Source organism: Arthrobacter liuii (assembly GCF_014639275.1).
GTDB lineage: Bacteria > Actinomycetota > Actinomycetes > Actinomycetales > Micrococcaceae > Arthrobacter > Arthrobacter liuii.
Window position 1 is genome coordinate 1 of record NZ_BMFW01000010.1, and the last position, 26181, is coordinate 26181.

General features: G+C 64.7%; 28 protein-coding genes. 9 read left to right on the forward strand and 19 right to left on the reverse strand.

Features of this window, described 5'->3' with window-relative positions; genetic code table 11:
- Window positions 1-586 precede the first annotated feature (586 nt).
- The 4 genes from IEW19_RS11855 to IEW19_RS11870 all read right to left on the reverse strand — a co-directional run bounded on the left by IEW19_RS11855 (window position 587) and on the right by IEW19_RS11870 (window position 7123).
- Window positions 587-3619 carry a glycoside hydrolase family 2 TIM barrel-domain containing protein gene (locus IEW19_RS11855; protein ID WP_188571832.1) on the reverse strand — a complete coding sequence of 1011 codons (3033 nt, stop codon included), beginning with the start codon at window positions 3617-3619 and terminating at the stop codon, window positions 587-589.
- Window positions 3620-3713: 94 nt separating this feature from the next.
- The gene (locus IEW19_RS11860; RefSeq protein WP_188571833.1) at window positions 3714-4721 is read right to left on the reverse strand and encodes a LacI family DNA-binding transcriptional regulator; all 1008 of its coding nucleotides are present in this window, start codon (window positions 4719-4721) and stop codon (window positions 3714-3716) included.
- Between the two features lie 399 nt (window positions 4722-5120).
- Complete coding sequence (locus IEW19_RS11865) at window positions 5121-5837, reverse strand: PASTA domain-containing protein (protein WP_188571834.1); 717 nt, start codon at window positions 5835-5837, stop codon at window positions 5121-5123.
- Between the two features lie 65 nt (window positions 5838-5902).
- Window positions 5903-7123, reverse strand: coding sequence for a GmrSD restriction endonuclease domain-containing protein (locus IEW19_RS11870; protein ID WP_373283598.1), 1221 nt, complete (start codon window positions 7121-7123; stop codon window positions 5903-5905).
- Between the two features lie 405 nt (window positions 7124-7528).
- On the opposite strand from IEW19_RS11870, the gene IEW19_RS11875 reads away from it, so the two are divergent.
- Complete coding sequence (locus IEW19_RS11875) at window positions 7529-7921, forward strand: VOC family protein (protein WP_188571836.1); 393 nt, start codon at window positions 7529-7531, stop codon at window positions 7919-7921.
- Window positions 7922-7996: 75 nt separating this feature from the next.
- Here the strand turns inward: IEW19_RS11875 and IEW19_RS11880 are convergent, their stop codons facing one another.
- Together IEW19_RS11880 and IEW19_RS11885 are read right to left on the reverse strand one after the other, a co-directional pair.
- Complete coding sequence (locus IEW19_RS11880; protein WP_188571837.1) at window positions 7997-8602, reverse strand: SOUL family heme-binding protein; 606 nt, start codon at window positions 8600-8602, stop codon at window positions 7997-7999.
- A 64-nt stretch (window positions 8603-8666) separates the two neighbouring features.
- A complete protein-coding gene (locus tag IEW19_RS11885) occupies window positions 8667-8858 on the reverse strand; it encodes a hypothetical protein (RefSeq protein WP_188571838.1) in 192 nt (63 codons plus the stop codon).
- Window positions 8859-9020: 162 nt separating this feature from the next.
- On the opposite strand from IEW19_RS11885, the gene IEW19_RS11890 reads away from it, so the two are divergent.
- Both IEW19_RS11890 and IEW19_RS11895 read left to right on the forward strand, forming a co-directional pair.
- Window positions 9021-9482 (forward strand): MarR family winged helix-turn-helix transcriptional regulator, encoded by a 462-nt coding sequence (locus IEW19_RS11890; RefSeq protein WP_188571839.1) that lies wholly within the window; start codon window positions 9021-9023, stop codon window positions 9480-9482.
- Entirely contained in the window at window positions 9479-10735 is a 1257-nt protein-coding gene (locus tag IEW19_RS11895) for an MFS transporter (RefSeq protein ID WP_188571840.1), read from the forward strand. The genes IEW19_RS11890 and IEW19_RS11895 overlap by 4 nt, the downstream gene beginning before the upstream one ends.
- A gap of 149 nt (window positions 10736-10884) precedes the next feature.
- Here the strand turns inward: IEW19_RS11895 and IEW19_RS11900 are convergent, their stop codons facing one another.
- The 7 genes from IEW19_RS11900 to IEW19_RS11930 form a co-directional block, all read right to left on the reverse strand.
- Window positions 10885-11127: a hypothetical protein gene (locus tag IEW19_RS11900; RefSeq protein ID WP_188571841.1), complete on the reverse strand. Its 243-nt coding sequence runs from the start codon at window positions 11125-11127 to the stop codon at window positions 10885-10887.
- Window positions 11128-11235: 108 nt separating this feature from the next.
- A complete protein-coding gene (locus IEW19_RS11905) occupies window positions 11236-11583 on the reverse strand; it encodes a cupin domain-containing protein (RefSeq protein WP_188571842.1) in 348 nt (115 codons plus the stop codon).
- Window positions 11584-11722: 139 nt separating this feature from the next.
- Window positions 11723-12109 (reverse strand): VOC family protein, encoded by a 387-nt coding sequence (locus IEW19_RS11910; RefSeq protein WP_188571843.1) that lies wholly within the window; start codon window positions 12107-12109, stop codon window positions 11723-11725.
- A 243-nt stretch (window positions 12110-12352) separates the two neighbouring features.
- Complete coding sequence (locus IEW19_RS11915) at window positions 12353-12676, reverse strand: hypothetical protein (RefSeq protein WP_188571844.1); 324 nt, start codon at window positions 12674-12676, stop codon at window positions 12353-12355.
- Window positions 12677-12789: 113 nt separating this feature from the next.
- The gene (locus IEW19_RS11920; protein WP_188571845.1) at window positions 12790-13134 is read right to left on the reverse strand and encodes an iron chaperone; all 345 of its coding nucleotides are present in this window, start codon (window positions 13132-13134) and stop codon (window positions 12790-12792) included.
- Between the two features lie 7 nt (window positions 13135-13141).
- Window positions 13142-13609, reverse strand: coding sequence for an SRPBCC family protein (locus IEW19_RS11925; RefSeq protein WP_188571846.1), 468 nt, complete (start codon window positions 13607-13609; stop codon window positions 13142-13144).
- Between the two features lie 31 nt (window positions 13610-13640).
- Entirely contained in the window at window positions 13641-14558 is a 918-nt protein-coding gene (locus tag IEW19_RS11930; RefSeq protein ID WP_188571847.1) for a 2-hydroxyacid dehydrogenase, read from the reverse strand.
- A gap of 268 nt (window positions 14559-14826) precedes the next feature.
- Here IEW19_RS11930 and IEW19_RS11935 point away from each other — a divergent pair, with 268 nt between their 5' ends.
- From IEW19_RS11935 to IEW19_RS11950, 4 genes are all read left to right on the forward strand, one after another.
- Complete coding sequence (locus IEW19_RS11935; RefSeq protein WP_188571848.1) at window positions 14827-16068, forward strand: MFS transporter; 1242 nt, start codon at window positions 14827-14829, stop codon at window positions 16066-16068.
- Window positions 16069-16237: 169 nt separating this feature from the next.
- Complete coding sequence (locus IEW19_RS11940; RefSeq protein WP_188571849.1) at window positions 16238-16672, forward strand: superantigen-like protein SSL4; 435 nt, start codon at window positions 16238-16240, stop codon at window positions 16670-16672.
- Between the two features lie 85 nt (window positions 16673-16757).
- Entirely contained in the window at window positions 16758-17303 is a 546-nt protein-coding gene (locus tag IEW19_RS11945; RefSeq protein ID WP_188571850.1) for an RNA polymerase sigma factor, read from the forward strand.
- On the forward strand, window positions 17300-17620 hold the full coding sequence (locus tag IEW19_RS11950) for a hypothetical protein (protein WP_188571851.1): 321 nt from the start codon (window positions 17300-17302) through the stop codon (window positions 17618-17620). The genes IEW19_RS11945 and IEW19_RS11950 overlap by 4 nt, the downstream gene beginning before the upstream one ends.
- Window positions 17621-17779: 159 nt before the next feature.
- On the opposite strand, the gene IEW19_RS11955 is transcribed toward IEW19_RS11950, so the two are convergent.
- Window positions 17780-18115: a cupin domain-containing protein gene (locus IEW19_RS11955; protein ID WP_188571852.1), complete on the reverse strand. Its 336-nt coding sequence runs from the start codon at window positions 18113-18115 to the stop codon at window positions 17780-17782.
- 260 nt (window positions 18116-18375) lie between these two features.
- Here IEW19_RS11955 and IEW19_RS11960 point away from each other — a divergent pair, with 260 nt between their 5' ends.
- The gene (locus tag IEW19_RS11960; RefSeq protein WP_229748448.1) at window positions 18376-19611 is read left to right on the forward strand and encodes a mechanosensitive ion channel family protein; all 1236 of its coding nucleotides are present in this window, start codon (window positions 18376-18378) and stop codon (window positions 19609-19611) included.
- A 55-nt stretch (window positions 19612-19666) separates the two neighbouring features.
- Window positions 19667-20419: an ArsR/SmtB family transcription factor gene (locus tag IEW19_RS11965; protein ID WP_188571853.1), complete on the forward strand. Its 753-nt coding sequence runs from the start codon at window positions 19667-19669 to the stop codon at window positions 20417-20419.
- Window positions 20420-20477: 58 nt separating this feature from the next.
- Here the strand turns inward: IEW19_RS11965 and IEW19_RS11970 are convergent, their stop codons facing one another.
- From IEW19_RS11970 to IEW19_RS11990, 5 genes are all read right to left on the reverse strand, one after another.
- Window positions 20478-21830, reverse strand: a complete 1353-nt coding sequence (locus IEW19_RS11970; RefSeq protein WP_188571854.1) for an alpha-L-fucosidase — start codon at window positions 21828-21830, stop codon at window positions 20478-20480.
- 55 nt (window positions 21831-21885) lie between these two features.
- Window positions 21886-22785, reverse strand: coding sequence for a carbohydrate ABC transporter permease (locus IEW19_RS11975; RefSeq protein ID WP_188571855.1), 900 nt, complete (start codon window positions 22783-22785; stop codon window positions 21886-21888).
- On the reverse strand, window positions 22775-23698 hold the full coding sequence (locus tag IEW19_RS11980; protein ID WP_229748449.1) for a carbohydrate ABC transporter permease: 924 nt from the start codon (window positions 23696-23698) through the stop codon (window positions 22775-22777). Before IEW19_RS11980 ends, IEW19_RS11975 begins: the two co-directional genes overlap by 11 nt.
- Before the next feature lie 53 nt (window positions 23699-23751).
- Window positions 23752-25005, reverse strand: a complete 1254-nt coding sequence (locus IEW19_RS11985; protein WP_229748450.1) for an extracellular solute-binding protein — start codon at window positions 25003-25005, stop codon at window positions 23752-23754.
- Between the two features lie 216 nt (window positions 25006-25221).
- A complete protein-coding gene (locus tag IEW19_RS11990; protein ID WP_188571856.1) occupies window positions 25222-26001 on the reverse strand; it encodes a FadR/GntR family transcriptional regulator in 780 nt (259 codons plus the stop codon).
- Between the last annotated feature and the right edge of the window lie 180 nt (window positions 26002-26181).

Consider the following 26181-nt stretch of genomic DNA (forward strand, 5'->3'; position numbering starts at 1 on the left):
CACATAACATAATCGGTATCAACAAACTTGGCACACTATTGAGTTCTCAAACAACAGACACACCCAGCACCACCCAAACCCACAAGGATCCAGGATCGCTCCGGAGCAACTTTCCAAACTTACCCGACCTCCAGGAGCTTCGCAAATCGGCGTTTCCGCGATTCTCTCTGCTCCCAAAACCGGCCCCACCCGCATTCGGCACGCCAAGAGGCGAACCATTTCCAGGCCATTCAGTAAGGGGGTCGGCCGCTATCTTTCCGCTTCAGCNGCCTCCAAGAACATCGCAAATCGGCGTTTCCGCGATTCTCTCTGCTCCCAAAACCGGCCCCACCCGCATTCGGCACGCCAAGAGGCGAACCATTTCCAGGCCATTCAGTAAGGGGGTCGGCCGCTATCTTTCCGCTTCAGCGGCGGCGACTCAGAAAACAATACCCGCCCCCACCCCCCACCGCAAATCGGGACCGCACAGCCCCCCGCACCACCAAAAACCCCGGAATGTCGGGGTTTGTGGCGGCGCAAGCACGAACTTTTCCTTGAATAGCGCCCGGTTACTGCTTCTATGCAGTGGCTCACATCCGCCGAGGTCCTACCCCAGCACCCGGAGGACCAGTTCGAAGTCAGCCTCCCGCGGCTTCAACCGGTACGGCTCCAAGACACCCGGCCCGCAAGCTGCGGTTCCCACACCCCTCAGTGCATGGTCCAGGTAGATGTAGCTGCGGCCGTCAGGAACGAGATCCGGCCGATGGGTTGCCGCGTGCAGAGCCTGCATGCTGTACGGCCGAACGGTCAGCGCAAAGGGTTTCCCGGAAATATGCAGTTCCCCGCCACCAGTGTGCAGAACCGCGGACCGCACGCCGGACCGGGCGCCTGATTCCTGGGGGCGGACATACTCAACATCCAGGTCCGCAAGGGGCAGTTCGAACCATCCCGTCCGTGCGCCTTGGCCGGTGTCCGGGTAGCTCTGGTGCGGACCTTGGCCGAACCATGCCACCGTAGCGGTTTCCGTTCCCAGCACGAGCTCGAGCCCGATCCGCGCCCACTCCACTTCGAAGCCTGCGTTGATCCAGTGGCCCACCGGCGTGACTTGTGTCCGCAATGCCAGCGAACCGGAACTGCTGGACCACAGGTAATCCACCAACACACCGAACTGCTTATCCGCCGCGCCCATCCTCGTGCTGACGCGGAGGTGCTCACCGCCGTCGGGCGTGGATTCCGCGCTGATACCGAGCAGGCGGGTGTGGAGGCGGTCGAGTCCCGCGTCCTTCCACTGGGTGGCAAGGGGCCGTTCATCCGTGCTTCCCCACTCCCGGCCAAGGTCGTTGTCCGTGGGGGCCCACCACAGGACCAGGCCCAGTTTCTCCACGGGCAGTCCGCCGATGAACGTGGGCATGCCGGTGGCCCGGTCGAACACGGCAGGGCCAAGCCGCAGTTCCCGGTCACCGACCTCCACGGAGTCCCGCGCAGGCACCGCCGCGCCTGGAGGAGCGGCGAGGACCACCTGCCCCCAGGCTACCTCGTGGCCTGCAGCCGCCCAGGCAGCATCAGAGGCGAGCAGGGCACTGACCGTGAGCACGGCAGTGTCGTCATCCCGCAGCCCCGCCACGTGGCTGGCAACTTCCGCCGGCAGCTCCACAACGGCCTGGGACTGCGGCGCCAGCGGCGCGACCGCAACCGTTCCTTCAAGGTGAGTCCCGCCGTCGGCCGCTAATTTGTACTGGAAGCGGAACGCGGACGTGTCAGCGAAGTCCTGCCCGTTCCACAGCGTGAAGCTGGTGCACGGGGGCCCGATCTCAATGCGCAGCGGCTCGATCACCTTCTTGAAATCCAACAGCCCGGGGCGGGGATTGCGGTTGGCATCCACCAGCCCGTCCGTGACGAAATTACCGTCGTGGACTTCCTCACCGAAGTCCCCGCCATAGGCGAAGTGCTCGCCGCCAGCCGGGGAGGGAACGGTAATCCCGTGCTCCAGCCACTCCCAGACAAAGCCGCCCATCAGCCGCGGATACTTTTGGAACAGGTCCTGGTACTCGCTCATGCCGCCCGGCCCGTTGCCCATGGCGTGCACGTACTCGCACAGTACGAACGGCATGGCACGGCGCCGCGCATCCAGTTCGACATGCTCCAAAGGCGGTTCGGTGCCCTGCCCAATGAGCGCCGTCTCGGCCTGGCTCGCGTACATCCGCGAGTACACGTCCACATAGGGCGACGACCAGTCGCCCTCATAGTGGATAGGGCGGGACGGGTCGCGGTCCTTGGTCCAGCGCGACATCGCGGCAAGGTTCCGGCCTGTGCCCGCCTCGTTGCCCAGCGACCACATGATCACGGACGGATGGTTCTTATCGCGCTCGACGGTGCGCTGCATCCGGTCCAGCAGGGCATCCTCCCACTGCGGATCATCGCTGGGGTTCTGGGCCCAACCGGCGCTGTGGAAGCCGTGCGTTTCCAGGTCGCATTCAAGGACCACGTAAAACCCCAGCTGGTCTGCCAGCGCCAGGAACTCCGGGTGCGGCGGGTAGTGCGAGGTCCGGATGGCGTTGATGTTGTGCTGTTTCATCAGCCGCAGCTCCGCCTCCACTACATCCCGCGGCACCACACGGCCCAGGCGGGGATGGTGCTCGTGGCGGTTCACGCCCCTGAGCAGGATGCGGCGGCCGTTCACCTTGAACTGGGCGTCCTCGATGGTGATGCTGCGGAAACCCAGCTGCAGTGACACGGTCTCGCCAGCGGTGCTGACCGTAGCGTCATAGAGGCGGGGAACCTCCGCGGACCATGGCTCCACTCGCTGGACACGCTGCTCCACCCCAGCGGGCAGTTCAAGGCCCAGCTCCGGCACGCGTACGACGGCGTCAATCACCTGACCGGCCCGGGTCACCTCAATGCTCAGCGTGCCTTCGCCCGTTCCAGGGTCATAGCCAGCATGGACGAAGACGTCATCGATGCCGTCCACCGGCCGAGCCAGCAGGGTCACGTCCCGGAAGATCCCCGGGAGCCACCACATGTCCTGGTCCTCCACATAGCTCGCGGCGGAGAACTGGGCCACCCGTACGGCCAGGGTATTGGACCCTTCGGCCAGGATGCCCGAGACGTCGAACTCGTGGGCCAACCTGCTCCCCCGCGTGGTCCCTAGTTCGACTCCGTTCAGCCACACGGTCCCCGCGGAATCGATGCCATCGAACCGCAGCAGGGCATGCGGGAAGAACTCCGGGCCGGCTTCAAAGGTCACCAAGTGGTCACCAACCGGGTTGGCGTCAGGCGCGTGAGGCGGTTCCACTGCGAAGGGGAACTGGACGTTGGTGTAGGCCGGTGAGCCGTGCCCGTGCATGTTCCAGCTGGAAGGCACGGGCAGAGGCGTGAAGCCGGACAGTTCCGTGCCGTGCTGCCACCCATCATTGGGGGCCGTCCTGATTCCAGGGCTCAGCCGGAACTGCCATTCTCCGTTGAGTGAGAGCCTGGGTGCGTCCGTCACCAGGTAAGCCCGCGGGGGAACGGTTCCCCGGCCCGGCGCCAGCGATGCCAACACGGCCACCTCCGCAGGACCGAGATCGAGGCTGCGGGCGGGACTCGTGGCCGCCTGGGGGGAGCGGGGGCTGGCAGCTACGGCGGAGGTGTGCACTGACATGCGTTGTTCCTTGCTGGGGAGGGTTCGGAGTGCGCTACGTGAACGTTCACGTGGGTATATCGAGCCTAGCCGTTGATTTCCCGTTTGAGTAGGGTCAGGCGGATTGCCGGACAACCAGCTGGTGCTGGAGGGTGAGGAAGGCCTCGGGACTGCGGTCCTGGATCGACCCCGAGAGCAAACCGTCGAGGAGGTCGACGGCGGCACGGCCAACCGAGCGCAGGTCAAGCGACAGGGTGGTCAGTTCCGGCGTAAGCAGCTCCCCCAGCGGTATCCCGTCCATCCCGATGACAGAACAATCGCCGGGAACGGACGTGCCGGACTCCCGCAGTGCCTTCAGTACGCCCGCTGCCATCAGGTCGTTGAAGGCGAGGATGCCATCGGCACGCTCGCCGCCCGCGGCAAGGAGGGCCACAGCGGATCGTGCGGCGGCGGCTGAGGGGTGTGCCTGGAGGCGGGTGAGCCGGATGCCGGTCTCGGCCGCCACTGCGGCCGCTGCTGCGCTTCGGCTGCTGGCGGGGCCGCCCTGGTCCGAGTCCAGGAAGAGGACGTGACGGCACCCCCTGGAGGCCAGATGGCTGAGGGCCAGCCGCGCCGCCTGGAGATAATCAAAGGAGATCCCGCCGGCAGTGCCTGCATCCGGGGAGTCAAGGGCGACGACGGGACGCCGGCCCATTAGTGCCTGCACCTCGTTCGCGTGAGGCGCGAGGTAACCGATCAGGGCGTCCACCTGCGGCGCAAGCCGGGCGGCGGCGTCCACAGCGCTGCCCGTGCCGTGGCCATAGTCGTCCACCACCACGTTCCATCCACGCTCAGCGGCAGCCTCCACCACGCTGGAGGCAAAGGCCGGGAAATAGGGATTGGTCAGGTCCGGGATGGCGAGGCCAATAGAGGTGCGGGCCCCCTGCACCAGACCTTTGGCAAAGCGGCTGGGACTGTAGCCCATCTCCGCGGCGAGCTTTTGGACGCGCTCCCTGGTCTCCTGACTGATGCCGGCCATGTCATTCATGGCCCGGGTCACGGTCTGGCGCGATACGCTGGCTGCAGCTGCCACGTCCAGGATGGTGGCGCGTTTGCCCCTGGGGCCCGGGGTTTGGGGGGTCATAGACCGTAAGTCTAGGCCCCGGCGGCCTGCAGATTGTTTTGGTTAAATGTGGGAGGCCCCAACCATGTTCTGGTTGGGGCCTCGACCTAATGATTGTCCGGCGGTGTCCTACTCTCCCACACCCTCCCGGGTGCAGTACCATCGGCGCTGTGGGTCTTAGCTTCCGGGTTNCGGCGGCGACTCAGAAAACAATACCCGCCCCCACCCCCCCACCGCAAATCGGGACCGCACAGCCCCCCGCACCACCAAAAACCCCGGAAACCCGGGGTAGGACGAGCCATCGAGGCACTTCGACGGTCTCACGCCGTCGTAATTGACTGGTGTGTGCTGCAGCACAGCGCAGCGAGAGGCGGCGAACCTGCTTGGTGCAGGTTCGCCGTCTCTCCAAGCCGGCTTGGTCTAGGCCCCCTGCCAGCGCAACCGTCCGTCAGTGGCGCGGGCGCAGACCATGGGTTTGCCCGTCTTGCTTATGCCTGTCCCCCCGCTGCAGAACGCTCCCGGCGAGACGTAGTTTGGCACCACTGGCGCAGGAGCGGGCGCGGGGGCCTGAGCGGCCTGCTGCGCTGCTTGCCGGGCAGCCGCCTGCTCAGCAGCCTGCCGGGCTGCTGCGTCCCGCGCGGCCTGGTCAGAGGCAGCTTTTGCAGCGGCCGCCTGGTCGGCGGCGGCTTTGTCCGCAGCCGCCTTCTCGGCCGCAACCTTGTCCGCCGCCGCTTTTTCAGCTGCTGCCTTCTCCGCGGCCACGTCATCGAGATTCTTAACGCCGAGATGCACTGTGGAGCCCTTCGCCGCCTGTGCACCGTTGGCAGGATCCTGCGAGATCACCTGCCAGTTCTTCTCGACCATAATCGACTTGCCCTTGGCGGTGTCCACAGCCTCCACCTTAAAGCCGAGCTTTTCCAGCTGGTCCGTCGCCTTGTCCAGGGTCAGGTTCACTACGGCCGGAACCACGACAGTCTCTGTTGTCTGCGAAACAGCCGTTGCGGTTGCCGTAGCCGTGGCTGTTGCCGGCGTTGCGGCCTGCTTGCCGCCGCAACCCGTCAGCATGAGGCCGGTCAGCACAACCAGAGCCAGCGAGGCCTTCAACCTCCCGATTGCAGGAACGGTTTTTTCTTTCATGTTTCCCCCTAGGAATGCATGTGATGGTAGAAATTGCGACTGGAAAGATCTGGACAGGAGCCTGCCTACTCGCAGGCGATGCCGTCTGAGTCGCGGTCCAGTGCAGGGCGGTAGCCGGCCTGTCCGGCGTACAACGGTGCGGCTCCCGCGGCCCTCGCCGCGGTGCAGTTGGCGAAGTAGACAGCAGCAGGTGCGGGTGCAACGGGCGCGGGTGCAACGGCAACAGGAGCGGGCGCCACTGGAGCAGGTACCGGCACAACGGGAGCAACCGCGGCGGGTGCCGGGTCAGTCACGACCGGCGCCGGAGCCTGCTGGTTCGTCGGCGCCAGTTGACCGGAGCAGTCGCCAAGGATCCTGGCCATCGCGTCGTGCTCGGCCTGGGTGACCCACAGTCCGTACGTTGCCTTCACGGAGATCTGCCGTGCAACGTACTCGCACCGGAAGCCCTTGTTCGGAGGCAACCAGGTGGCTGCGTCGCCGTCGCCCTTTTGCTGATTGGTGGGCCCATCCGTCGCCTGCAGGTTCAGCGGATCGTTCGCAAACGCCGTCCGCTGTTCCGCGGTCAACTGCTGGGCCCCCTTCTGCCACGCGTCGCTCAGCGCCACCACATGGTCGATCTGCACGGCACTGCTGGTGGCCGAGCCCCGCACAAAGCTGATGGCCGAGCCCGTATAAGGGTCCGCCAGGGTTCCCGACTGCACCTTGCACGTCACGCTGTTCGTGTAGGTGATGCCGGTGAGGTCACGCCTGAGGATGTCGTTGCGGGTATCGCAGCCGTTCCGGTCCACGTCCGCCCACGCCTGCCCGAATTGTGCCCGGTCATATCCCGTCTTCGGCGCCCGGCCCTTGATAGGGAGGGTTGCCAGCACGTCCATGGCCTTCGCGGCGTGCGCAGGCTGGGCGTTCGGCGCGGCGGCGGTGACGCCGGCGGCAAGAACATAGGGGCTCTCCGGGTCCAGCGCCTCGCCGCTGGACCCGGAGGTGGGGGTTGGAGTGGACGACGGCGACGCCTTGGCTGTTGCGGTTGGGCTTGCGTCCGCGGGGGCGGGGGCGGCCTTGGCAGTACTTTCGGAGGAAGCCGCCTCAAAATCGGCGCTGGCAACGTGCGGCATCGCCACAGCCCCGCCGATAAAGAGCGCGAAAGACGCAGCGATCGCGACGGCGCCGGCTTTGCGTTTTGCCGGAAGCCACGCCCAGGAGCGCCGCCCGGTGAGAAGGACATACAGGCCGGTGAGTGCCAGCGAGATGCCCAGGAAAATAAGGGATCCGCCAGCTCCTCCGCTCATTGCTCCGAAAGACATGAAAAGCGCGGTTATGCCTGCAACAATGAAAGTTGAAGCACGTGGTTTCCGCGGCGGCTTCGGTGTCGGCGGAGAAGGAACAAACCCCAAACGGGTTTCGTAATCGGACATTTTCCCCCATTTATTAGGGGGCACAAATCACGCCCCCTTATTTGTCGAGCCTGCTGCTAAGCCCGACAAACTCGTCGTCGACGAGCCTATGCTCCGTTCGGAACTGTATAACTTCCTTTTCGTGATCCTCGGCCAACATTCAGCCAGTCTTGATGCGACCTTGAGGAAAGGTTGTAGCAATAGGGGTTTTTGTCCTTAACGATTCGCCCAGGACAGGGCTTTAAGCCGGCCATCGAATGGGCATTCCCCTGGGGCAAGGCGCAAAGATAGAGTGGCCGCATGCACATGCGCCTTGAGGTTGTACAGGTCCCGGTTTCAGACGTCGACGGGTCGAAAGCGTTCTACACGGAAAAGCTTGGCTTTGTCCTGGACCACGATGTGGAATACATCCCTGGCATGCGGGTGGTCCAGTTGACCCCCCCGGGCTCCGCCACATCGGTGGTCATCGGCACCGGGATGACCACCATGACGCCGGGCAGCCTGGAGGGACTGCAGTTGGTGGTTCCAGACATAAATGAAGTCCGCACCGAGCTGGTCAGCCGCGGCGCGGATATCAGCGAGGTGCAGGACCTCGGCGGCGTCCTGTTCGCCTACTTCAGCGATCCTGACGGCAACCGCTGGGTCATGCAGGGCGAGACCCCGCAAGTTGTTCGGGACGCACACAAATCCTAAAAGGTCCGTCTGTTTTGAGCGCGCGGATCGAACAGCCGCCAAACGGAGCGGGCGTCCTCAGCTGGGCTGCCCCGATCAGGCGCGGGGCGCCGCCTCATCCGATTGGGACTCCAGGACGTCCTGGACGACTTCGTTGTGCCGCAGGAACCACGGCTTGAACGGCGGGTCGAAGCGCGCGAATCTGGGTGCACCCACCGGTGTCAGACCGGCCAGGGTTAGCGCCGCCTGCAGGCCGTCGTTGCGCCGCGCGAAGGCCGACGCGGAGCCACTGCCGGAAAAGCGCAGCACTGCAGCGAGGGAACCCGGCACCGCGCGTACTTTGACCTCCGGATCGGTAGGCGTTGGAGCGGTTTCTGTGGTCACGCCGGCCGGTAGGACAAACGCCACCGAAATTTCGGCGGGCTGCTCCCCGGCCCCGGGCAGCGGGCCGCTTTGGAGCACCGGGGCGGTCATGGCGAGCTTCTGCGGTCCCGCCTCCTGGATCACCGGGGCGGTCATGGCCAGCTTCTGCCGGGCAGTGTTGCTGCCGCTGATGTAGTTGAAGAGATGCCGGAAGGCGGCGTTGCCGGCACGGTCAAAATCTGCCGTCACCGTCACCTCGGCCACGACATAATCCGGATACCGGCGCAGTTCGAAATGGGGATAGCGCCGGACCAACTCATAGGGCTGCTGTTCGGTCATGGTGCACCAGAGCCTACGCCCGTGGGGCCGGAGCGGCCAGACCCAAGGCGCGCTGCCGGAACCCTTACACAGTTTTCTTCGTGGCGCGGGCCATGGACTTGGCACGCAGAACAGCGGTGCCAACCAGCAGGACGAAGACGAGGCCAATCGCGCCAAAGAGGACAGTCAGGACAACACCGACGCCCCTGAACCACACGCCGTCGCTCTCGTAGCCCAGCACAATGGCGCGGCCGGGGTCGTTTGCGGCATAGACCACCGTTGCGTCGCTGCCTGTACCCAGTCACGGCCCCCATTCCGCCGGAGGGTGTCACCAGAACCACATCCCCAGCCGTTGCCCGCGGCAAACAAGCAGAGCATAATAGTTAGCAGAACTAATTAGCACTGCTAAGGAAACCCAGCAGGAGGCGCACCCACCCACATGTCACCCACCCAAACCAAGAACCAGGCAACTGCAGACCCCACCGCCCCCGATACCCTCGCCATCGATCTCCGCACCGCCGTCATGCGAACTTCGCGCCGGCTCCGCGTCGAGGCAACCGGCGAAATCATCACCCCCGGCCAGTACACGGTATTGGCCCTGCTGAACGGCAGCGGCCCCAGCACGCTGCGCGCGCTCGCCGAAAGTGAGCACGTCCAGGCGCCATCCATGACCAGGATTGTCAACGCGCTCGCCGAGCAGGGCTTCGTCACCAGGTCCGCGAATCCCGACGACGGCCGCCAGGTCCGAGTGGACATCACGGGAGCCGGCAGGACCGTCCTGGAAGAGGCACGGGGCCAGCGGACGGCCTGGCTGGCCCAGCGCGTGGCAGGCCTCAGCGAGGAAGACCGGCTCACCCTGAGCCGGGCGGCCCGCATCATGCAGGAAATGAGCGGCAAATGAGTGCGATGTTCCGGGCCCTTGAGAACCCCAACTACCGCATCTGGGCCGGCGGCGCGATCGTGTCAAACACCGGCACCTGGATGCAGCGTGTGGCCCAGGACTGGCTGGTCCTGACGGTCCTCACCGACCACTCGGGTGCCGCCGTCGGCCTGACCACCGGCCTGCAGTTCCTGCCCATGCTGCTGTTCGGCCCCTACGGCGGAGTGCTGGCGGACCGCTACCGCAAGCGCATCATCCTCATGTGGACGCAACTGGCCATGGGCTTCACCGGCCTGGCCATCGGCCTCCTGGTGGTCACCGGCACCGCCCAACTGTGGCACGCGTATGTGGCCGCTTTCTGCTTGGGAGTGGCGAGCGCCGTGGATGCACCCGCGCGCCAGGCCTTTGTGTCGGAACTGGTGGGGCAGGAGAACATCTCCAACGCGGTGGCGCTGAACTCCGCGTCCTTCAACACAGCCCGGCTCACTGGCCCTGCCATCGCCGGGGTGCTCATCGCCTGGGTGGGCACCGGCCCGGTGTTCCTGATTAACGCTGCCAGCTTCGCTGCCGTGCTGGTCTCGCTGTTCAGGATCCGCATTACCCAACCCGCCGCCGCAGCAAAGGGCGAGCGGAACAAGCACCAGGTGGCCGAGGGCATCCGGTACGTGCGCCAGAGGCCCGACCTGATGCTGATCATGGTCCTGGTGGGCATCCTTGGCGCGTTCGGCATGAACTTTCCGGTCATCAACTCGCTGATGGCCACCACCGAGTTCAGCATGGGTCCAAGTGAATTCGGGCTCCTCGGCTCGATTATGGCGGTGGGCACCCTGGCAGGCGCACTCCTGGCCGCGCGCCGCTCCGGCCCGCGGCTGCGGTTCCTGCTGGGCGGCGCGCTGGGAATGGGAATCTTCACGATCCTGGGCAGCGTTGCGCCGTCATTCTGGGTCTACGCTGCCATCCTGGTTCCCATAGGCCTGGCCTCCATCACCTTCCTGAACAGCTGCAACACCAGCATTCAGCTCTCCGTGGAGCCGCAGTTCCGCGGCCGGGTGCTGGCGCTGTACCTGGCCATCCTGCAGGGCGGCACGGCCGTGGGTTCGCCGCTGGTCGGGTGGATCGGCAGCCAGTTTGGCGCCCGCTGGTCGGTGGCGGCCGGCGGCATCGTGGTCCTGCTCGCGGGTGTGGCCGCCGTCATAGCGGTCACCAGACGGAACCGGCTCACCCTCCGCCGGGCGCTCCGGATAGCCCTGGGCAGGCGCGAGCCGGCAGTCTGATTGCTGGTGTTCGGGGTACTGGCGCCCGCTGGCACGAACGTCATGGCCGTGGGCCGGTCCCCCATAAGTGGCACCGGCCCACGGCGGTGGCCCATAGGATGGGCCACCTATTGTCTGTTGCGCAGCGCGTGCCGCAGCAGCAGACGGTCTCAGTCTCCTGAGGCGACCGGAAGCGCAGCGCGCCGTGTGAGCTCCTGGTCGACAAGGCGCAGGAGGTCCGAGGCGTGGTCGGGCCCGGAGGCGAGGGTGCCGCGTTCCACCGCATGTCGGAGAAGAAGCAGGTCGGCGGCCGGGACGAGCGGCCAGCCGCGGAAGGCGTGGAAGATCCTGCCCTGTGAGGTGGTGCCGGGACGGATTTTCCCGGTAAGGGGTCGGTCAGCTGCGGAGTCCATCAGTCGCACTCATGAGTGTCCTGCCAGCTGACTGCTCAACCGCGAATAAGGAAAAGATAGCCAAAACAGGACGTATAAACTATGCAGTTTCTATAAGGTGTGGATTTATTACGCGAACTTGTTGACGATATCCACGGAGACTTCCACCGCAGGGACCGTTCCCCGGTTTTCGAGCCAATGGGTGGTGTTCCTGTCCTCTGGCCAGCCGGGTCCAGGCCCGTATACCGTAGCCACACCGTCGCGGTGGTCGGTGATGGTCCCTTGCAGGATGTAGACCGTTCCGGGCTGACCCACATGGTCGTGGAGAGGGCCGAAAATACCGCCGGGCTCGATGGTCACCTTCCGCATCCGCAACTGCCGGCCGTCCATGCCCTCGATCTCGCCGGCAAGGTCAACCGTTGCCAGCAACTCCACCGAGACGCCTTTTGTCTCCGGTGCCACTTCTTCCACGCCCATTGCCTGTTCCGTCCCTCCGGCCCCCTTACGACGGCGGCGCCGGCCTGCCGCTGCCACGCACCCACGTGCGGGTGCTTTTGGGCGGCAAGTGCCGGCGTCGTGCGCTATGTGCTGAGCCTGCTGCCGCAGGCACGGCACGTCAAGACGAAATCGCGGAGATGTTGAGGATGTTGCCCTCGCTGTCGAGGAACCAGGCCGCTTGGCCGTAACCCTCCATCGTGGCGATGCCGTTCTCGGTCTTCAGCCCAGGCATGTCATAGTCTTCGAAAACCACACCCCGGGCGCGGAGTTCATCCACGTCCCGCTGAACGTCATCGGTGGCCCAACCAATTTGCGTGTTTTTGGCCGAACCGGCGTTGTCCGTCTGGTAAATCAGGAACGAGGTCCCTTTCCCGCACCGGTAGACAAGGCCGCCGTCACTCATGGTCCGCTCGGGCTCAAACCCCAGTTTGTCCCGATAAAACTCCCTGGCCCGGTCGATATCCTTTGCAGGCAAAATAGCCATGACTTCCATATCTTTGAGCATGACAAACAACTCTCCTTGCAGTTGCAATGGCGTTGCTCTCCCCCGAAAACAGTCCGGCCGTCCCCCGCCGGGCCTCGTGGCCGTCCTTCCCGCCGACTGCCGGGGCGGCCACCCGAGACCCCACTTTCCGCGGTGGCAGCAGCCATCGCCGCGGGGTCCCCGAAGTCTACGAGGCCATTATGGAACTGAAATCCCCGCGGCGAAATAGGGGATTTTTAAGCGGGACCGAGCCGCTTCCGGCACCTATTTCCGTGCCGCGCGCACCGCTTTGCGCAACGCCGCGCCCGCTGCCGTCACCAAGGGAACCAGGCACACCAGGGTGGCGATGGTGTTGGGGCGGAAGACGGGTTCGCCGTTGACCGTGCGGTAGACGCCGAGCGGCACAACAAACCCGCCGCCTCCTCCACCGGAGGCGCCTTCCTCCGCTTCCATGCCGCCGCCGAACGCGAAAGACACCAGCGCCACGGGCACGATCTCCTCCCCGCCCACGTTCACCGGGGTGCCGTAGGCGCGGGCCACGCCCATGTTCTTGAAGGACTCTGCCAGGAGTGCAAGTGTGTCAGCCATGGCCTCACGTTAGGCAGCCTTGCGTTGGAACCGGAAGGACCATAAGTCCCGCTGGCCCACTCCGTTCGAAGGTGCCCGCCCGCGCCTGGCGCGTGCCGGCGTCGTAGGTTGCTTTACCGCCGGATTTCCGCCAGCCGCAGCCGCACGATGTCCTCCAGCACGTCATCCGGAACTGGTCGGTCCACGGTGAAGCGGATGGTTCCCTTGGACAGTGAGTACCCCACCAGCCGGTTAGCCACCGCTTCCACCACCGCTCCGGAGAACGGAAAGATCGAGAGATGCCTGGCAGTGGCCACAGCCGCCAACAGGGGTTTGCCGTCCAGTTTGAGGGCCGGCATGCCGTAACTCATGCCCTCCGTGGCGTCGGGAGCCAGGGACCGCGCAATCTCCACCACATGCTGCAGGCAGCCGCGCTGCGGTTGGTCGGTTGCGGCAAGCGCTTCGTCGACGGCGCCCAATGAAGCTTCAGCTCTTCTTGGCCACAACGGTGGAAGCCAGCGCGGCCAGTCCGCGCTCGTAGTCTGCGCCCACCATCTTGTCCATGTCCATGAACAGCGCGAACACCCTGCCAAGGCCCTTGTTCTCGCCGGTCATCAGCCAGGTCACTTCGGTGCCGCCCGGAGCCTGGGCAAAGGTGAACGTCGTGGGGTTCACCGCCTTGAAGGGCTTGGTGAACTCCAACCGGATCCGGATCACGTTGGACGGTACCGACTCCACGATCTCCATGGTTCCGCTGCCGGCCTTGCGGTTGCCGCTCCACCCGTACCCGGCCCCCGCACCGTATTCGCTGCCGAAATAGCGGCGGCTCATCCCTGGGTCGATGGTTTCCCACGGGGACCAGGCGGTCCACTCGTGGAAGTTGTTCACCAGGGGGAAGATCTCCTCGGGGGCGGCGGGGATGACGGCACTGCGGCGGACTTCGAATGTGGACATGGGCCAAGCATAGGGGCGGAAGCAGCTGCCGTTAAGGGATGACGACATTCAAGGGTTCCTTGCCCTCGAGCAGCAGCCCGATCTGCTTCCTGAGCAGCCGGACCATCCGGGGGAACATGGCCGAGCTGGCGCCGCCCACGTGCGGGGTGATGAGCACACCGGGAGTGGTCCACAGCGGGTGGCCTGCCGGGAGCGGTTCCGGGTCCGTCACGTCCAGAGCAGCCCGGAGGCGGCCCGTCGAGGTCTCGGCCAGCAACGCCCCGGTATCAGCCACCGGGCCGCGGGCCACGTTGACCAGCAGCGCGCCGTCCGGCATGGCCGCCAGGAACTTCGCGTCCACCAGTTGCTCGGTCTGCTCGCTCAGGGGCACGCTGACTACCACGACCTCGTGCAGCGGCAACTGCTCGTAGAGCGAGTCGATCCCATGGATAATTCCGTTCGCGTCCTCGCGGGCCCGGCTGGCCATCCGGGTGACTTCGGTTTCGAACGGCAGGAGCCGGGCCTCGATGGCCTTGCCCACTCCCCCGTAGCCCACCAGCAGCACGCGCCGGTCGGCCAGGCTGGGCCGCTGGTTGTTGTCCCACGCTCCGGTTTCCTGGTTGCGAACAAAGTCCGGAATCCCGCGCTGGGAGGCGATCATCATGCCCACGGCAAGCTCCGCCGTCGAGGTCTCGTGGACTCCGGCCGCGTTCGAGAAGGTGACGCCTGCCGGCAAAACCGAGGCGACGCCGTCGTACCCGATGGACTGGCTCTGCACCAGGCCGACGTCGGCACCCTGCAGCGCCGCGAGCGCCGTTGGCTTGCCCATGTAACCGGGGACCAGCAGGTCAAGCCGGCCCTCCGGAGCGGGCCCGGTCAGGTCCCAGAGGACAAATTCGACGCCGTCGATGGGCGCGAGCGCGTCCATCAGGTTTTGGGCGGGCAGGCACACCCGCAGCCGGGCGGTCATGCGGCGACCATAAGCTTACGGCGGGCAGGGCAACAGGTGCTCATGGGGCCTCCAGGCCTTTCGGGCCCGGCACAGGGGGCGACGGGCGTTGAAGTTCCATCACCAACCTACCTGCACACACCCGCGGGGTCGTTTTCTTTACACGCAACAGTCACCAGGAAGGGCCTGTCACGTCTGTGACACGGGCTTTGATCCGGTAAATTTAATGGAGGAATTGTCCGGCGAGCCGAGCCGTGTTCCAACCCCTCCCCTTGAATGGATCACCCCCATGTCTTCCGCGATTCCCGCGCCGGCACCTGCCCGCTTTCCCTATGCCGCAATGGTCGTCCTGGCCACCATTGCGTTCACCGCCATCACCACGGAACTCCTGCCGTCCGGGCTGCTGCCCCAGATCAGCAGCGGCTTGGACGTCTCCGAGCCGGTGGCCGGTTACTTGGCGGCCGCCTACGCCGCCGTCATCGTGGTCACCGTGGTTCCGGCAGCCCGGTTGCTGGGGAAGATCCCGCGGCATGCCCTGCTGGTGGGGCTGGTGCTGACCTTCGCTCTCAGCAATGCCCTGGTGGGGCTGGCACCGGACTTCACCGCGGCGATGATCGCCAGGCTGGTGGGCGGGCTGGCGCACGGGCTGCTCTGGACCACAATGGCGCCGTTCGTATCGCGGGTGGTTCCGGCAGACAAAGTGGGCAAGGCCCTGGCGATTGTGTTCAGCGGCAACAGCCTGGGCCTGGCCATCGGTGCCCCCGTGGGGACGGCGCTGGGCGGGTTCCTGGGGTGGCGTGCTGCATTCCTGGTCCTTGCCGGATTTGGCGTAGTCCTTACCGTACTCGCGTTCTGGCTGCTCCCCCGGGTCCAGCGCATCACGGACGCCGCCCGGCCGTCCCTTCGCAAGGCGATCGGGCAGCCGGGCGTGAAGTCCGTGGCCGTCGCGTGGCCGCTGCTGGTGCTGGCCCACTTCGCCCTGTTCACCTACATCGCACCGTTCATCCGCGAGGCGAGCCTGCCGGACTACGCCATCAGCCTCTCCCTCACGGTGCTGGGCGGGTCCGGATTGCTGGGCATTTGGATTGCGGGGCTCACCGTGGATTCCCGTCCACGGCGTTCGCTGCTGATCACGACGGCGGCCATTGCCGCATCGATGTTCTTCCTGCCGTTCGCAGTGGGGAACCTGCCCCTGGCCCTGGTGCTGATGACCATTTGGGGAGCGGGCCTGGGCGCCATCGGCATCTACAACCAGTCTGCAATCCTGCGGGCCGGTGGGGAATACAGCGAGGCCGCTAATGGGCTCACCGTCCTGACCATTCAGCTGGGTATCACCATCGGTGCGCTCTACGGTTCGGCGGCCCTGGTGGTGGGTGGCCCGCTGATGGTCCCGGTCGCAGCGGGGATTCCCGTCGTTGCAGCCCTGGTGATCACCTTCGCCGGAAAGAGGTACGCGTACCCGCCCGGACCGCGCGAGCGGATCTGGCTGGAGCCCCGGCCGGTGAAGGACAGCGTCAACGACCGCGCGTAACCGCTGCTTCGATTGCCCGATGAGGCCCGCGCAGATGAACACATGACAAAATCGTCATATGATTCTCGGAACCCCGTAACCTTTGTGACCCGAATTTCGATCCATTAAGTGCGGGGGCAAATCCTGCGCAGTTGATCGCAATCGAGAAATTCGTCAACGGAGGGTCTCAATGTCTTTATTCACTTTTTCAGGTAACAAGCTCGCCCTGGCCGTGCTCGCAGCTGGAGCCCTTGCGGTTGGCGGGACGGGCGTAGCTGCCATGGCAGAGTCATTGCCGGACGCACCGTCGGTCCTGGCCGAAACCGAATCGCCGGAGCCCAGCCCCCCGGCAACCGAAACCGAATCGCCGGAGCCCAGCCCTACGGCAACCGAAACCGAATCGCCGGAGCCCACTCCTACCGAAACAGAGACGGAGGCTCCGGATCCCACACCTACGGAAACGGAGTCACCGGAGCCCGCTCCCACTGATGCCCCTGCCACCCCGGAGCGGGACCGGAAGCAACAGCAGCAGGTACTGGAGCAACGCCAGGAAGCACCTGCAGTCAGCGACGCCGGGCACCAGGCCGGTAGCGAAGCCAAGCACTCAGGCCGGGGACACCGGTAGCCTGTCAGCAGGTCGGGCTGAGCCGGGACGGCCTCATCGTCCGGCTCAGCCAGAACGCTGCAAGTGAATCTGCCGCAGGGGGCGGATGCAAAAGATGGAGCGTGAGGCAACGAGGCGCGTCGGAGCTGACGAATCGATCTTTTGTGCTGCCTACAGTGAATTTGCGCCTGGAGTACTGAGCTACCTTCGATCACGTGGCGTCGAGGACCCCGAGGGTCTGACCCAGGATGTCTTCCTGGCCCTCTTTCCGCGGCTGGGGGACGTGCGGGGAGGGATAAAGGGAGTCAAATCCCTGGTATTTTCGATTGCCCACGCCCGTTATGTGGATGAGCACCGGCGAAGGCTCAAAGCGCCGCCCACCATTGACTATGACCCTGCCCAGGACCGTCGCTGCAGCAGTTCGGCGGAGGATCAGCTGCTGGAGATGGAAGCGTCGGGAAACGTCAAAGATTTGCTGAATGGGTTGCAGCATGACCAGCAGGAGGTGATCGCGTTGAGGATCGTGGCCGACCTGTCTGTGGAGACCACAGCGGAGATTATGGGCAAGACTCCGGGCGCCATCAAGCAACTGCAACGGCGGGCCCTCTGCCGGCTCCGCAAGCTCCGCCCCTTAGGGGAGGACCCGTCATGATGAGTGGTGACACACCCGGGCAGCAGCTCAGGCTGGACGACGAGCGCGCTGTGGAGGCGCTGCAGGCCGAGTCGGGCTTCCCCGGCGATCCCGGGCTCCGGCAGGTGCTGCTGCAGCTCCGGGCGCTCCGGGTCACCGAGCCGCCTGAGCCGTCAGGCGAGCTCGCAGCACTTCTCGCTGGGCCCGAAACAGCGGACGGGGCCCGGCTGGAGCCCAGCACGCCCCAGAGGAAACAACGCATGCTGTTCACCGCGCTGGCCGTAGCCGCTTCATGCGGCATCGCCGGCGGTGCCGCAGCGGGAAAGTACCGTCGTTGACTGGTTTTCGCCTGCGGTTCCAGCAGCCCCGGCACCGGCTGTCCCCTCCGGAGACGCAACGCCGGGAGCCAGGCCCGACCACGCACGATAACTCCGGGCCGGGGACCTTGACCGGCATCGGCAGCCTGCTGGGCCGGCACGCGCGGCCCCAGAAGGAGGTCAGTCCCGGTACTTGGCCACCGTGAACAGGAAAGTGGAGTCCTGTTCCGCGCCCAGGCTGTGAAGGCCGGGCGGGACGATCAGCAGGTCGCCGATCTTCCCCTGCCAGGACTCCCCGCCCGCTCGCAGGGTCACGCAGCCCTGGATCACAAAGACCGTGGCGTCGCCCGGGTTCTGGTGCTCGCTTAGCTGCGTGCCGGCTTTCATGGCCATGACGGTCTGCCGGAGGATCTTTTCGTGGCCCCCGTAGACGGTGTCGGCGGCGCGTCCGTTGGTGGAGCTGACCGCTGCCTCGAGCTGCTGCCGGGCCAGCGCATCGATCGATATCTTCTGCATGCGCCCAAGGCTACCCGCGTTCTCCCCGGAAAAGCCCGGTTTTCCTAGGTAATAGCTGCGGGGCACTACCCACGAAGTGGGACAGCGTTCCGGGAACCCTGACGGCTACGGTTCTTGCACCGGTGGCCCTGCTCCTGCAGCCGCTCGGGCCGGACCAGCAGCTTGGGCGTGCTCCGCGCAGGCGGCCAAGGCGCCGGACGGACACGCCACCGGCCATCCCGATTTCCGAGGCGCGGCGGAGGCTTGATAGACGTTAAAGTATGCCAGATGTCCTGAATCCTGCCCTGCCCTTCATCGCCACGGCCCTGGCGGTGGTGGCTGGGCTTGCGCTGTCCTGGCTGCTCCGCAAGGTTGTCCTGCGCCTGAACCGCAAACGGCCCGAGCTGCAGGCCACCTCCCGTGTGGCCCGCCAGCCGCTGCGGCTGGCACTGTGCCTGGTGGGTGTCCGGACCGCGCTGGGGCTGACCGCTGGAAGCGAAAGCTGGCACGCCGGCGTCGACCATCTCCTGCTGCTTGCGATGATCGGTGCGTTCGCGTGGCTCGCCATCGCAGTGCTGCTCATCGTGGAGGCCGTGGTGCTGAACCGGTACAGCGTGGACGTGGCGGACAACCGGAGGGCGCGGCGCCTGCGGACGCAGATGATCCTTGCACGCCGGATCGCCGCAGCACTCGTGGTGGTGCTCGCCGTCGGCACGGCCATGTTGACGTTCCCCGCAATCCAGGCGCTGGGTGCAGGACTGCTGGCGTCCGCAGGTGTCATCTCAATCGTGGCCGGACTGGCCGCGCAGACGTCCCTGGTCAATGTGTTCGCCGGCATGCAGCTGGCGTTCACCGACGCCATCCGGGTTGACGACGTGGTGGTGGTCCAGAAGGAGTGGGGCCGGATTGAGGAAATCACGCTGACTTACGTGGTGGTGCATATCTGGGACGACCGCCGGCTGATCCTCCCCTCCACCTACTTCACCACCACGCCCTTCGAGAACTGGACGCGCCGCCAGTCCGAGGTGATGGGCACCGTGGAGTTCGACCTCGACTGGCGCGCCCCCGTGGAGGACATGCGCACCGAGCTCCGCCGGGTCCTGGCAGGGACCGAGCTATGGGATGAGCGCGTGGGCGTCCTGCAAATCACCGATGCCACCGGCGGCTTTGTCCGGGTCCGGATCCTGGTCAGCGCTGCCGACAGTGCCGCGCTCTTCGACCTGCGCTGCCTGGTCCGCGAAACCATGGTCACGTTCCTGCAGCAGAACCACCCGCAGGCCCTGCCGCACCAGCGCTGGGAGCAGGCAGTGGACGACGGCGGTACGGCCGCCGGGCGCAGGGCACCGCTGCGCAGGCTGGGCTCGCCCACTGCCGATGGTTCCCAGCTCCCGGCTGACCCGCATGAATCGCAGCTGTTTACGGGCTCCATTGAGGCTGTGGAGCGGTCCCGGGCCTTCACGGGGCCTGGTGATGAAGTGTTCGAGGAGCGCGACCGGACCTTGGCCTCCCGAAACTGAGCCGGCCCGGCAAAACCCTTGATACGTGACCATATAGTCACCTATCATTGATGGCATGGACGACGTGTTCAAGGCACTCTCCGACCCCACCCGGCGGGACCTGCTCGACGAGCTGTTCCGCGAGGACGGCCAGACCCTGAGCGCACTTGAGGCACGGTTCGACATGACCCGGTTCGGGATCGCCAAGCACCTCCGCATCCTGGAGGACGCAGGCCTGGTGGTCTCCCGCCGTCGCGGTCGGGAAAAGCTGCACTTCCTGAACCCGGTCCCCATCCGCCTGGTCCACGACCGCTGGGTCAGCAAATACGCAGAACCATGGGCCGCTGCCCTCAGCGACCTCAAATCCAGATTGGAAAGTCCCATGGAAAAGATCTTCGAGATTTACATCAAGGCCACCCCGGAGAAGCTCTGGGAAGCCATCACGGACAGCGATATCCGCAGCAAGTACCAGTTCGGGAACACCCTCACGTCTGACTGGACGCCGGGCGGCCGTTTCGAAATGGGCAACCCCAAGGCAGGCCAGGTCCTCGGCGAAGGCGAAAACCTGGAGGTTGACCCGCCCCGGAGGCTGGTCCAGACCATGCGCGCACTGTGGGGCGAGGACGTCAAGGCCGAGGGAACGTCCAAGGTCACCTGGGAGATCGAGCCCGTGGGCGATTCCTGCCACCTCACGGTCACGCACAGCGACCTGCGCGAGGGCGCCAACGAACAGCTCTACGGCGGCTGGCCGATGATCCTCTCCGGCCTGAAGACCTGGTTGGAAACCGGCGAAAAACTCACTACGCCGGGCTCGCTCATGTACACGTAAGGCACGACGGCGGCGGCCGCCCTGGGGGGCAGCCGACGCCGTCGACGCACTTCCGGGACTACGCCTTGGGGATCCGGACGATGACCGGGCCGGTCCGGTCAGGCGACAGGGTAACTTTGAGTCCGTCTGCGGTGGCCTCGACCGTTCCGCCGTCGCCCTCCGCTGACGCTTGTGACAATGAGAACCTGCCCGCGTCCAGCTTCAAGGCAGCTTCCGTTCCCCCGCCCAGCAAGTCAAGGAAGGCCACGGCCTCCGTTCCGCGGTCCACCCATCGGATCCAGGGGTCGTCGCTGCTTGCCATGGTTCCGGTTCCTTCCTGAAACGGACGGGCCCCCACGAGGTATTGCTTGGCGGAAGCCATCCAGTGGCCAAGATCGGTCAAGGCCTGGCGCTGGATCTCAGGAATGGTCCCGTCCGCCCGTGGACCTACGTTCAAAAGGAAGTGGCCGCCGCGGGAGACCACGTCCGTGAGGTGGCGGGCCAACTGATGGCCGGTCAAGGACTGCTCCGGACCTTCCACCTGGTTGTAGCCGAAGGAGAATCCGATGCCCCTGCAGTTCTCCCACTCGGATTCAGACTCGTTCTCCCTGGAAGCTTCATACTCGCTGGTGGCATAGTCCTTGTGGGTGGCGCCCCAACGGTCGTTCACCACGCCTTGCGGATTGATCGAGTAGAAATGCTCGAACAGCCTGCCGAGCCCGTACTCGCCAAAGTGCTTGCCGGCGTCGGGCCACTCAATGTCGTTCCACAGGACGTCTGGCCGATACTTGTCCACCAGGTCCACCACGTGGTTGTAGGCGTATTCGGCGTAGCCGGCGTCCTTGGGGCGGGAAGTGTCGTGGACGCTTTCGCTGGTGACGTGCGGCGGGAACGGGCGAACATGCCAGTCCAGTCCGCCGGAATAGTACAGCCCCAGCTTCAGGCCCTTGTCATCCACGGCCCCGGCGATTTCGCCGATCAGGTCCCTGCGCGGTCCGCGCTGGACCGTGTTGCGTTCGCCTGTCCCCGGAGCATCCCAGAGCGCGATGCCGTCATGGTGCTTCGTGGTGGGCACCACGTAATCGGCACCGGCGAATTTGAACAGTTCCACCCAGTCCCCCGGATCGAACTGTTCCGCTTTCCACTGGTCCAGGAAGGCGTCGTAGTCCTCGCCTCGAAACACGTCCTGGTGGTGCTGCTGGGCAGGGCTGCCGTCAATGCGGATGGTGTTGTAGTACCACTCCGCATAGGGGTTGTGGGTAAACCACTCGCGGTCCTCGATGGTGCCCAGGGCGCCGATGGGTTCGGCCCAGGCGGGAACGGAGTAGGCGCCCCAGTGGATGAAGATGCCGAACGGCGCGTTCTGGAACCACTCCGGCACGGGCCGGGACAATTTGCTCCAGTCTTCAGGCGTAGCTGTGCTTTCAGACATGCTGCACTCCAATTTCAGATGGTTGATTTGGGAATTCCGGGGGTCAGGGTGGTGCTCAGCGGCCGCCGAATCCGCCCATGCTGACGCCCTTTACCAACTGGCGCTGCAGGAGGATAACGACCAATAGGCTGGGGATCACGGCTACGGTTGCGGCGGCCATCAACGGCCCCCAGTCCGTTCCGCGTTCGCCGGAGAACATGGACAGGCCGAGCGGAATCGTGGCCTGCGAGACGTCATTGATGACGATCAGAGGCCACAGGAAGCTGCTCCAGTAATCGATGAAGCTGAATACAGCCACCACCGCGAGCGGGGCGCGGACCAGTGGCAGGATGACGCTCCACAGGATCCGGATGGACCCCGCACCGTCTATCCGCGCCGCTTCTTCGAATTCGACCGGGAGGGAAAGCAGGAACTGCCGGATGAGGAACGCACCGAACGCACCAAACGCGAACGGAACAATAAGCGCCGGAAGGGAATTCACCAGGTCCAGCTTGTTCATCATGATGTACAGCGGGATGACCAGGACCTCCTGCGGCAACACCAGGGTGCCCAGGAAGACAAGAAACAGCTTGTCGCGGTGCCTGAACTGCAGCCGTGCGAAGGCATACGCAGACAGCAGCGACACCACGGTGGTCAGGGCTGCTCCGGCAATGGACACAAGGAAGCTGTTGGCGATCACCTGTGCGAACGGTATGGCAGTCCAGGCGGTGACATAGTTGGACCATTCCACGCGGGAAGCCAGGAAGTTTGAACCCGTCGAAAAGACCTCGGAAGTCGGCTTCAGGGAAGTAGCCACCATCCAGAGGAACGGGAAGAAGAAGACGAGGCCTGCCAGGATAATGGCCACCCTACTGATGTAGGTGCCCGGCCGCTTCTTTCTCCGACGCGCAGGGGGTTGGTGTTTCAGGGCGCCGGTGTTCGGGGTGGCGCCCTTCGCCATGGTTTCAGTTGTCATAGTTGACCAACCTCTTCTGCTGGGAGAACTGCACAGCGGTGATAAGCATGACGATCACAAACAGCGCCCAGGCCAGCGCCGATGCGTAGCCGAGCTTGTCGAAGGAAAATCCGTTGCGGTACAGGTAGAGCACGATGGTGTTGGTGGATTCTCCGGGGCCGCCTAACGTGAGCAGGTATGGCTGGGTGAAGACCTTGAAGGAACCGATGATGGTCATCACCGTGCAGAAGAAGAGCGACGGCGACAGCATGGGCAGCACCACGCGGAAGAACCGTTGCCACCCCCCGGCACCGTCAATGCGGGCTGCTTCCAGCAGGTTTGGAGAAATCCCGTTTAGCCCCGCGCCGAGGACGATGATGTTGTAGCCGATTCCCTGCCACAGTGACATGGCAATCAATGAGCCCATGGCCAGCTGGCTGTTGCTGAGCCAGGACGGTCCATGGATGCCGAAATTGGCCAGGAAGCTGTTGACGACGCCGTCATCGGTGAGCATGAGCCGCCATACCAGCGCGTTGGCAACCATCGGCGTGACAACCGGGACGAAAAACAGGACGCGGAAGAACGGGCCCCAGCTCCCCAAGTTGTGCAGCCACGTGGATACCGCCAGTGCCAGGACAAGGTTCAGCACGGTGTAGCAGACAGCGAAGAACAACGTGTTGCCCAGGACCGTCCAAAAGACCGGATCCCCGGTCAGCATGCGGGTGTAATTTTCCAGTCCTACGAACTTGGGTGTGCCGAACAGGGGCCAGTCGAACAGGCTGATCACCAGGGAGGCGACGAGAGGCACCACGATAAAGATAAGGAACCCCAGCATGCCGGGGGCAAGGTAAGCAGCGGCGAGCTTCCCGTGGCCGGTAACCCTGGCCGGCTTCTTTGCGTTCTTTACGGCGAGCGTCGGTATAGCAGTCATCATTGACCTATTCCTTAAGCGGGGCAGGCTCCAAGCGGGAGCCCGCCCCGAGAGGATTACTTGGCTGAGTTGGCGATGGTGGAAAGGATTTCCTGGGCTGACTTGCTGCCGCGGAACCCGTCGCCGGAGTACTGCGTGAAGTTCGTTTCCACCTGGTTCCAGGTGGGGGTCGTCACCAGGGGCCGCCCGGACTTCAGCAACGCCTCGACCACGGCGACGTCGGCCGCCGGCTTGTTACCGGCCCAGTCCTTGACCGCGGACTCCACGGACGGCACCGTCCCGCGGGCGGCCCCGACGGCGCCAACGACCTCAGGCGTCGTAATCTTCATGATGTTCTTGAAAGCCGTTTCCTTGTCCTTGCAGGATGCCGCGATGGCGAAGGCGGAGCCTTGGATCATCCCGATGCCTTGTCCCGAAGTCGAAGGAATGACTGCGATACCCACCTTGCCCTGCGTCTTCGTGGTCAGTGAGTCGTACATCCAGGGGCCGTCGATGATCATGGCCGCCTTGCCGCTCATGAACTGCTGCTCCGGAACATCACTGCCATCCGATGCCTGCGGAGCGGTGGCCACCTTTTCCTTGGCGGCCAGGTCAAAAGCGAACTGCTGGTCCTGCACGAGACCTTGGTTGGTCAGGTCCAGCTTCCCGTCCTTGACCGGTTCATTGCCGTTGGCAAAGGCCAATGGCAGGCCGGGGCCGGCGCCGAAGCCCGGCGGAACGGCCAGGCCTGTGACGCCGTCCTTCGTCAGCGCCTTGAGGTCGGACGTGAACTGGGCGGTGGTGTAATTGAGCGTTGGTTCCCTCACTCCCGCTGCCGACAGGACGTCCTTGTTGTAGTAGAGGACCACCGGCTCGGCGTCGTACGGGATGCCGCGGAGGCTTCCGTCCACAGTCAAGCCAGAAATCATCGCCTTGTTGTACATGGACACGTCGACGTTGTTGCTCTTGACCATGTCGTCAAGCGGAACCGTCAGGTCCTTAAGCTCCTGGGCACGGGCTGCCTGCGTGGTGATGATGCACGGCGCACCGGAACTGGACAACCGCGTCTTCACTTTTGTCCAGTAGTCGGTGAAACTGGGGCCCTCGAGCGTCAGGTTGAACGCCGGGTCTTTCTTCTTGGCCGCATCCACGAAGGCCTGCCATTGCGCCCGGTCGTTTTCATTACTGATCCACGTGTACATCGAGGAGGCTTCCTTGCCCCCATCCGATGACGAACCTGCGCTTGAACCGCAGGCGCTCAATGTTCCCACTGCGAGGGCTGCCACCGCTGCCGCTGTCAGCAGACGGCCGGTAACGCGGTTGTTCGACACGATGCATGTCCTTTCATAGCTGGGGACAAAGGTTGCCCGGCGACGTCCTCGTGGCCTGCCTGGTGTGATGTACGCAACCCCTGTTCCAACAGAATGACCCCGCAGATCTGGGTAAGTCAAGCAAATCATCTGATCTTTATTCGGAAATTTGAATCAGAACGGCATGCCTCAAAAGCTTTCCGGTCTTTTGGGGAAACAAGATCAGATGAATGCGGGTTAGTTTGACTCATCGCCGTCACCGAAGACTGCCACAGCATCGCGGACCTGTCCTTCAAGGTCCGGTTCGGGGATGGCCGTCACATAGTCCTCCACCGCATAGAGGTGGTTGGCCATCCGCGTCCTGGCGCGGTCCACGTCATGGCGGCGCAGCGCCTCCAGGATGCCAAGATGCTCGCGATGCGTGGCCAGCAAGCCCTCGCTGTCATGAATGGACCGCCACATTCGCCCCCTTATGGTGTTCGTGGACACGGTCTCGATCAACGCGGACAGCACGTGGTTGGCAGATGCCTCGGCGATCAACCGGTGAAACTCCACGTCGCACTGCATCGCCGCTTCATGCTGGACAGGGGCCGCATGAATCGCGGAATAGGCGCGCTCAAGGATGAGTTCGGCCTGGTCCAGCTGGTCTTTCCCGATGCAGATGGCCGCGGCAGCCGCTGCCTCCGTTTCCAGTGCCCTGCGGACGGTATGGACCTGATTGGCCCGCTCCCCATCCTGGAGCCCTACCCAGAATTCCATTGCAGAAAGGAGGGCCGACGGTTCCAGCCGGGTGACGAAGGTTCCGGCACCCTGCCTGGTTTCCAGGATGCCCATCGTGGAGAGGGCGCGCACGCCCTCCCGCAGCGAGCCGCGTGATACCTGCAGCTCTGCGGCCAGGTCCTTCTCGATCGGCAGCCGGTCGCCTGGGCGAAGCCGGCGGGAGGACAGCATCCGCTTCACGCCCGTGATGACCACATCGGTCTGGGACATCGCACCATTGGGTCCGCCGTTCGCCATCTCTGCCGCCTTTCGTTGTGTTTCGTCAGGGGTTCCCGCTAGGGAAATCCACTTTCATCCGATGTATTCCTTGGAAAATCAGGTTCACTCTTATATTCTCATCAAATACTTCCCAATACATCAGATGATGCTCGCAACGTTGTGAAGCGTCATCTTCACAGCCTGACCCTGGAGGGCTCA

Coding starts and splice junctions, on each gene's coding strand:
- IEW19_RS11855 (WP_188571832.1), bottom strand. CDS start 3,619: ATGTCAGTGCACACCTCCGCCGTAGCTGCCAGCCCCCGCTCCCCCCAG.
- IEW19_RS11860 (WP_188571833.1), bottom strand. CDS start 4,721: ATGACCCCCCAAACCCCGGGCCCCAGGGGCAAACGCGCCACCATCCTG.
- IEW19_RS11865 (WP_188571834.1), bottom strand. CDS start 5,837: ATGAAAGAAAAAACCGTTCCTGCAATCGGGAGGTTGAAGGCCTCGCTG.
- IEW19_RS11870 (WP_373283598.1), bottom strand. CDS start 7,123: ATGAGCGGAGGAGCTGGCGGATCCCTTATTTTCCTGGGCATCTCGCTG.
- IEW19_RS11875 (WP_188571836.1), top strand. CDS start 7,529: ATGCACATGCGCCTTGAGGTTGTACAGGTCCCGGTTTCAGACGTCGAC.
- IEW19_RS11880 (WP_188571837.1), bottom strand. CDS start 8,602: ATGACCGAACAGCAGCCCTATGAGTTGGTCCGGCGCTATCCCCATTTC.
- IEW19_RS11890 (WP_188571839.1), top strand. CDS start 9,021: ATGTCACCCACCCAAACCAAGAACCAGGCAACTGCAGACCCCACCGCC.
- IEW19_RS11895 (WP_188571840.1), top strand. CDS start 9,479: ATGAGTGCGATGTTCCGGGCCCTTGAGAACCCCAACTACCGCATCTGG.
- IEW19_RS11900 (WP_188571841.1), bottom strand. CDS start 11,127: ATGGACTCCGCAGCTGACCGACCCCTTACCGGGAAAATCCGTCCCGGC.
- IEW19_RS11905 (WP_188571842.1), bottom strand. CDS start 11,583: ATGGGCGTGGAAGAAGTGGCACCGGAGACAAAAGGCGTCTCGGTGGAG.
- IEW19_RS11910 (WP_188571843.1), bottom strand. CDS start 12,109: ATGCTCAAAGATATGGAAGTCATGGCTATTTTGCCTGCAAAGGATATC.
- IEW19_RS11915 (WP_188571844.1), bottom strand. CDS start 12,676: ATGGCTGACACACTTGCACTCCTGGCAGAGTCCTTCAAGAACATGGGC.
- IEW19_RS11925 (WP_188571846.1), bottom strand. CDS start 13,609: ATGTCCACATTCGAAGTCCGCCGCAGTGCCGTCATCCCCGCCGCCCCC.
- IEW19_RS11930 (WP_188571847.1), bottom strand. CDS start 14,558: ATGACCGCCCGGCTGCGGGTGTGCCTGCCCGCCCAAAACCTGATGGAC.
- IEW19_RS11935 (WP_188571848.1), top strand. CDS start 14,827: ATGTCTTCCGCGATTCCCGCGCCGGCACCTGCCCGCTTTCCCTATGCC.
- IEW19_RS11940 (WP_188571849.1), top strand. CDS start 16,238: ATGTCTTTATTCACTTTTTCAGGTAACAAGCTCGCCCTGGCCGTGCTC.
- IEW19_RS11945 (WP_188571850.1), top strand. CDS start 16,758: ATGCAAAAGATGGAGCGTGAGGCAACGAGGCGCGTCGGAGCTGACGAA.
- IEW19_RS11950 (WP_188571851.1), top strand. CDS start 17,300: ATGATGAGTGGTGACACACCCGGGCAGCAGCTCAGGCTGGACGACGAG.
- IEW19_RS11955 (WP_188571852.1), bottom strand. CDS start 18,115: ATGCAGAAGATATCGATCGATGCGCTGGCCCGGCAGCAGCTCGAGGCA.
- IEW19_RS11960 (WP_229748448.1), top strand. CDS start 18,376: ATGCCAGATGTCCTGAATCCTGCCCTGCCCTTCATCGCCACGGCCCTG.
- IEW19_RS11965 (WP_188571853.1), top strand. CDS start 19,667: ATGGACGACGTGTTCAAGGCACTCTCCGACCCCACCCGGCGGGACCTG.
- IEW19_RS11970 (WP_188571854.1), bottom strand. CDS start 21,830: ATGTCTGAAAGCACAGCTACGCCTGAAGACTGGAGCAAATTGTCCCGG.
- IEW19_RS11975 (WP_188571855.1), bottom strand. CDS start 22,785: ATGACAACTGAAACCATGGCGAAGGGCGCCACCCCGAACACCGGCGCC.
- IEW19_RS11980 (WP_229748449.1), bottom strand. CDS start 23,698: ATGATGACTGCTATACCGACGCTCGCCGTAAAGAACGCAAAGAAGCCG.
- IEW19_RS11990 (WP_188571856.1), bottom strand. CDS start 26,001: ATGGCGAACGGCGGACCCAATGGTGCGATGTCCCAGACCGATGTGGTC.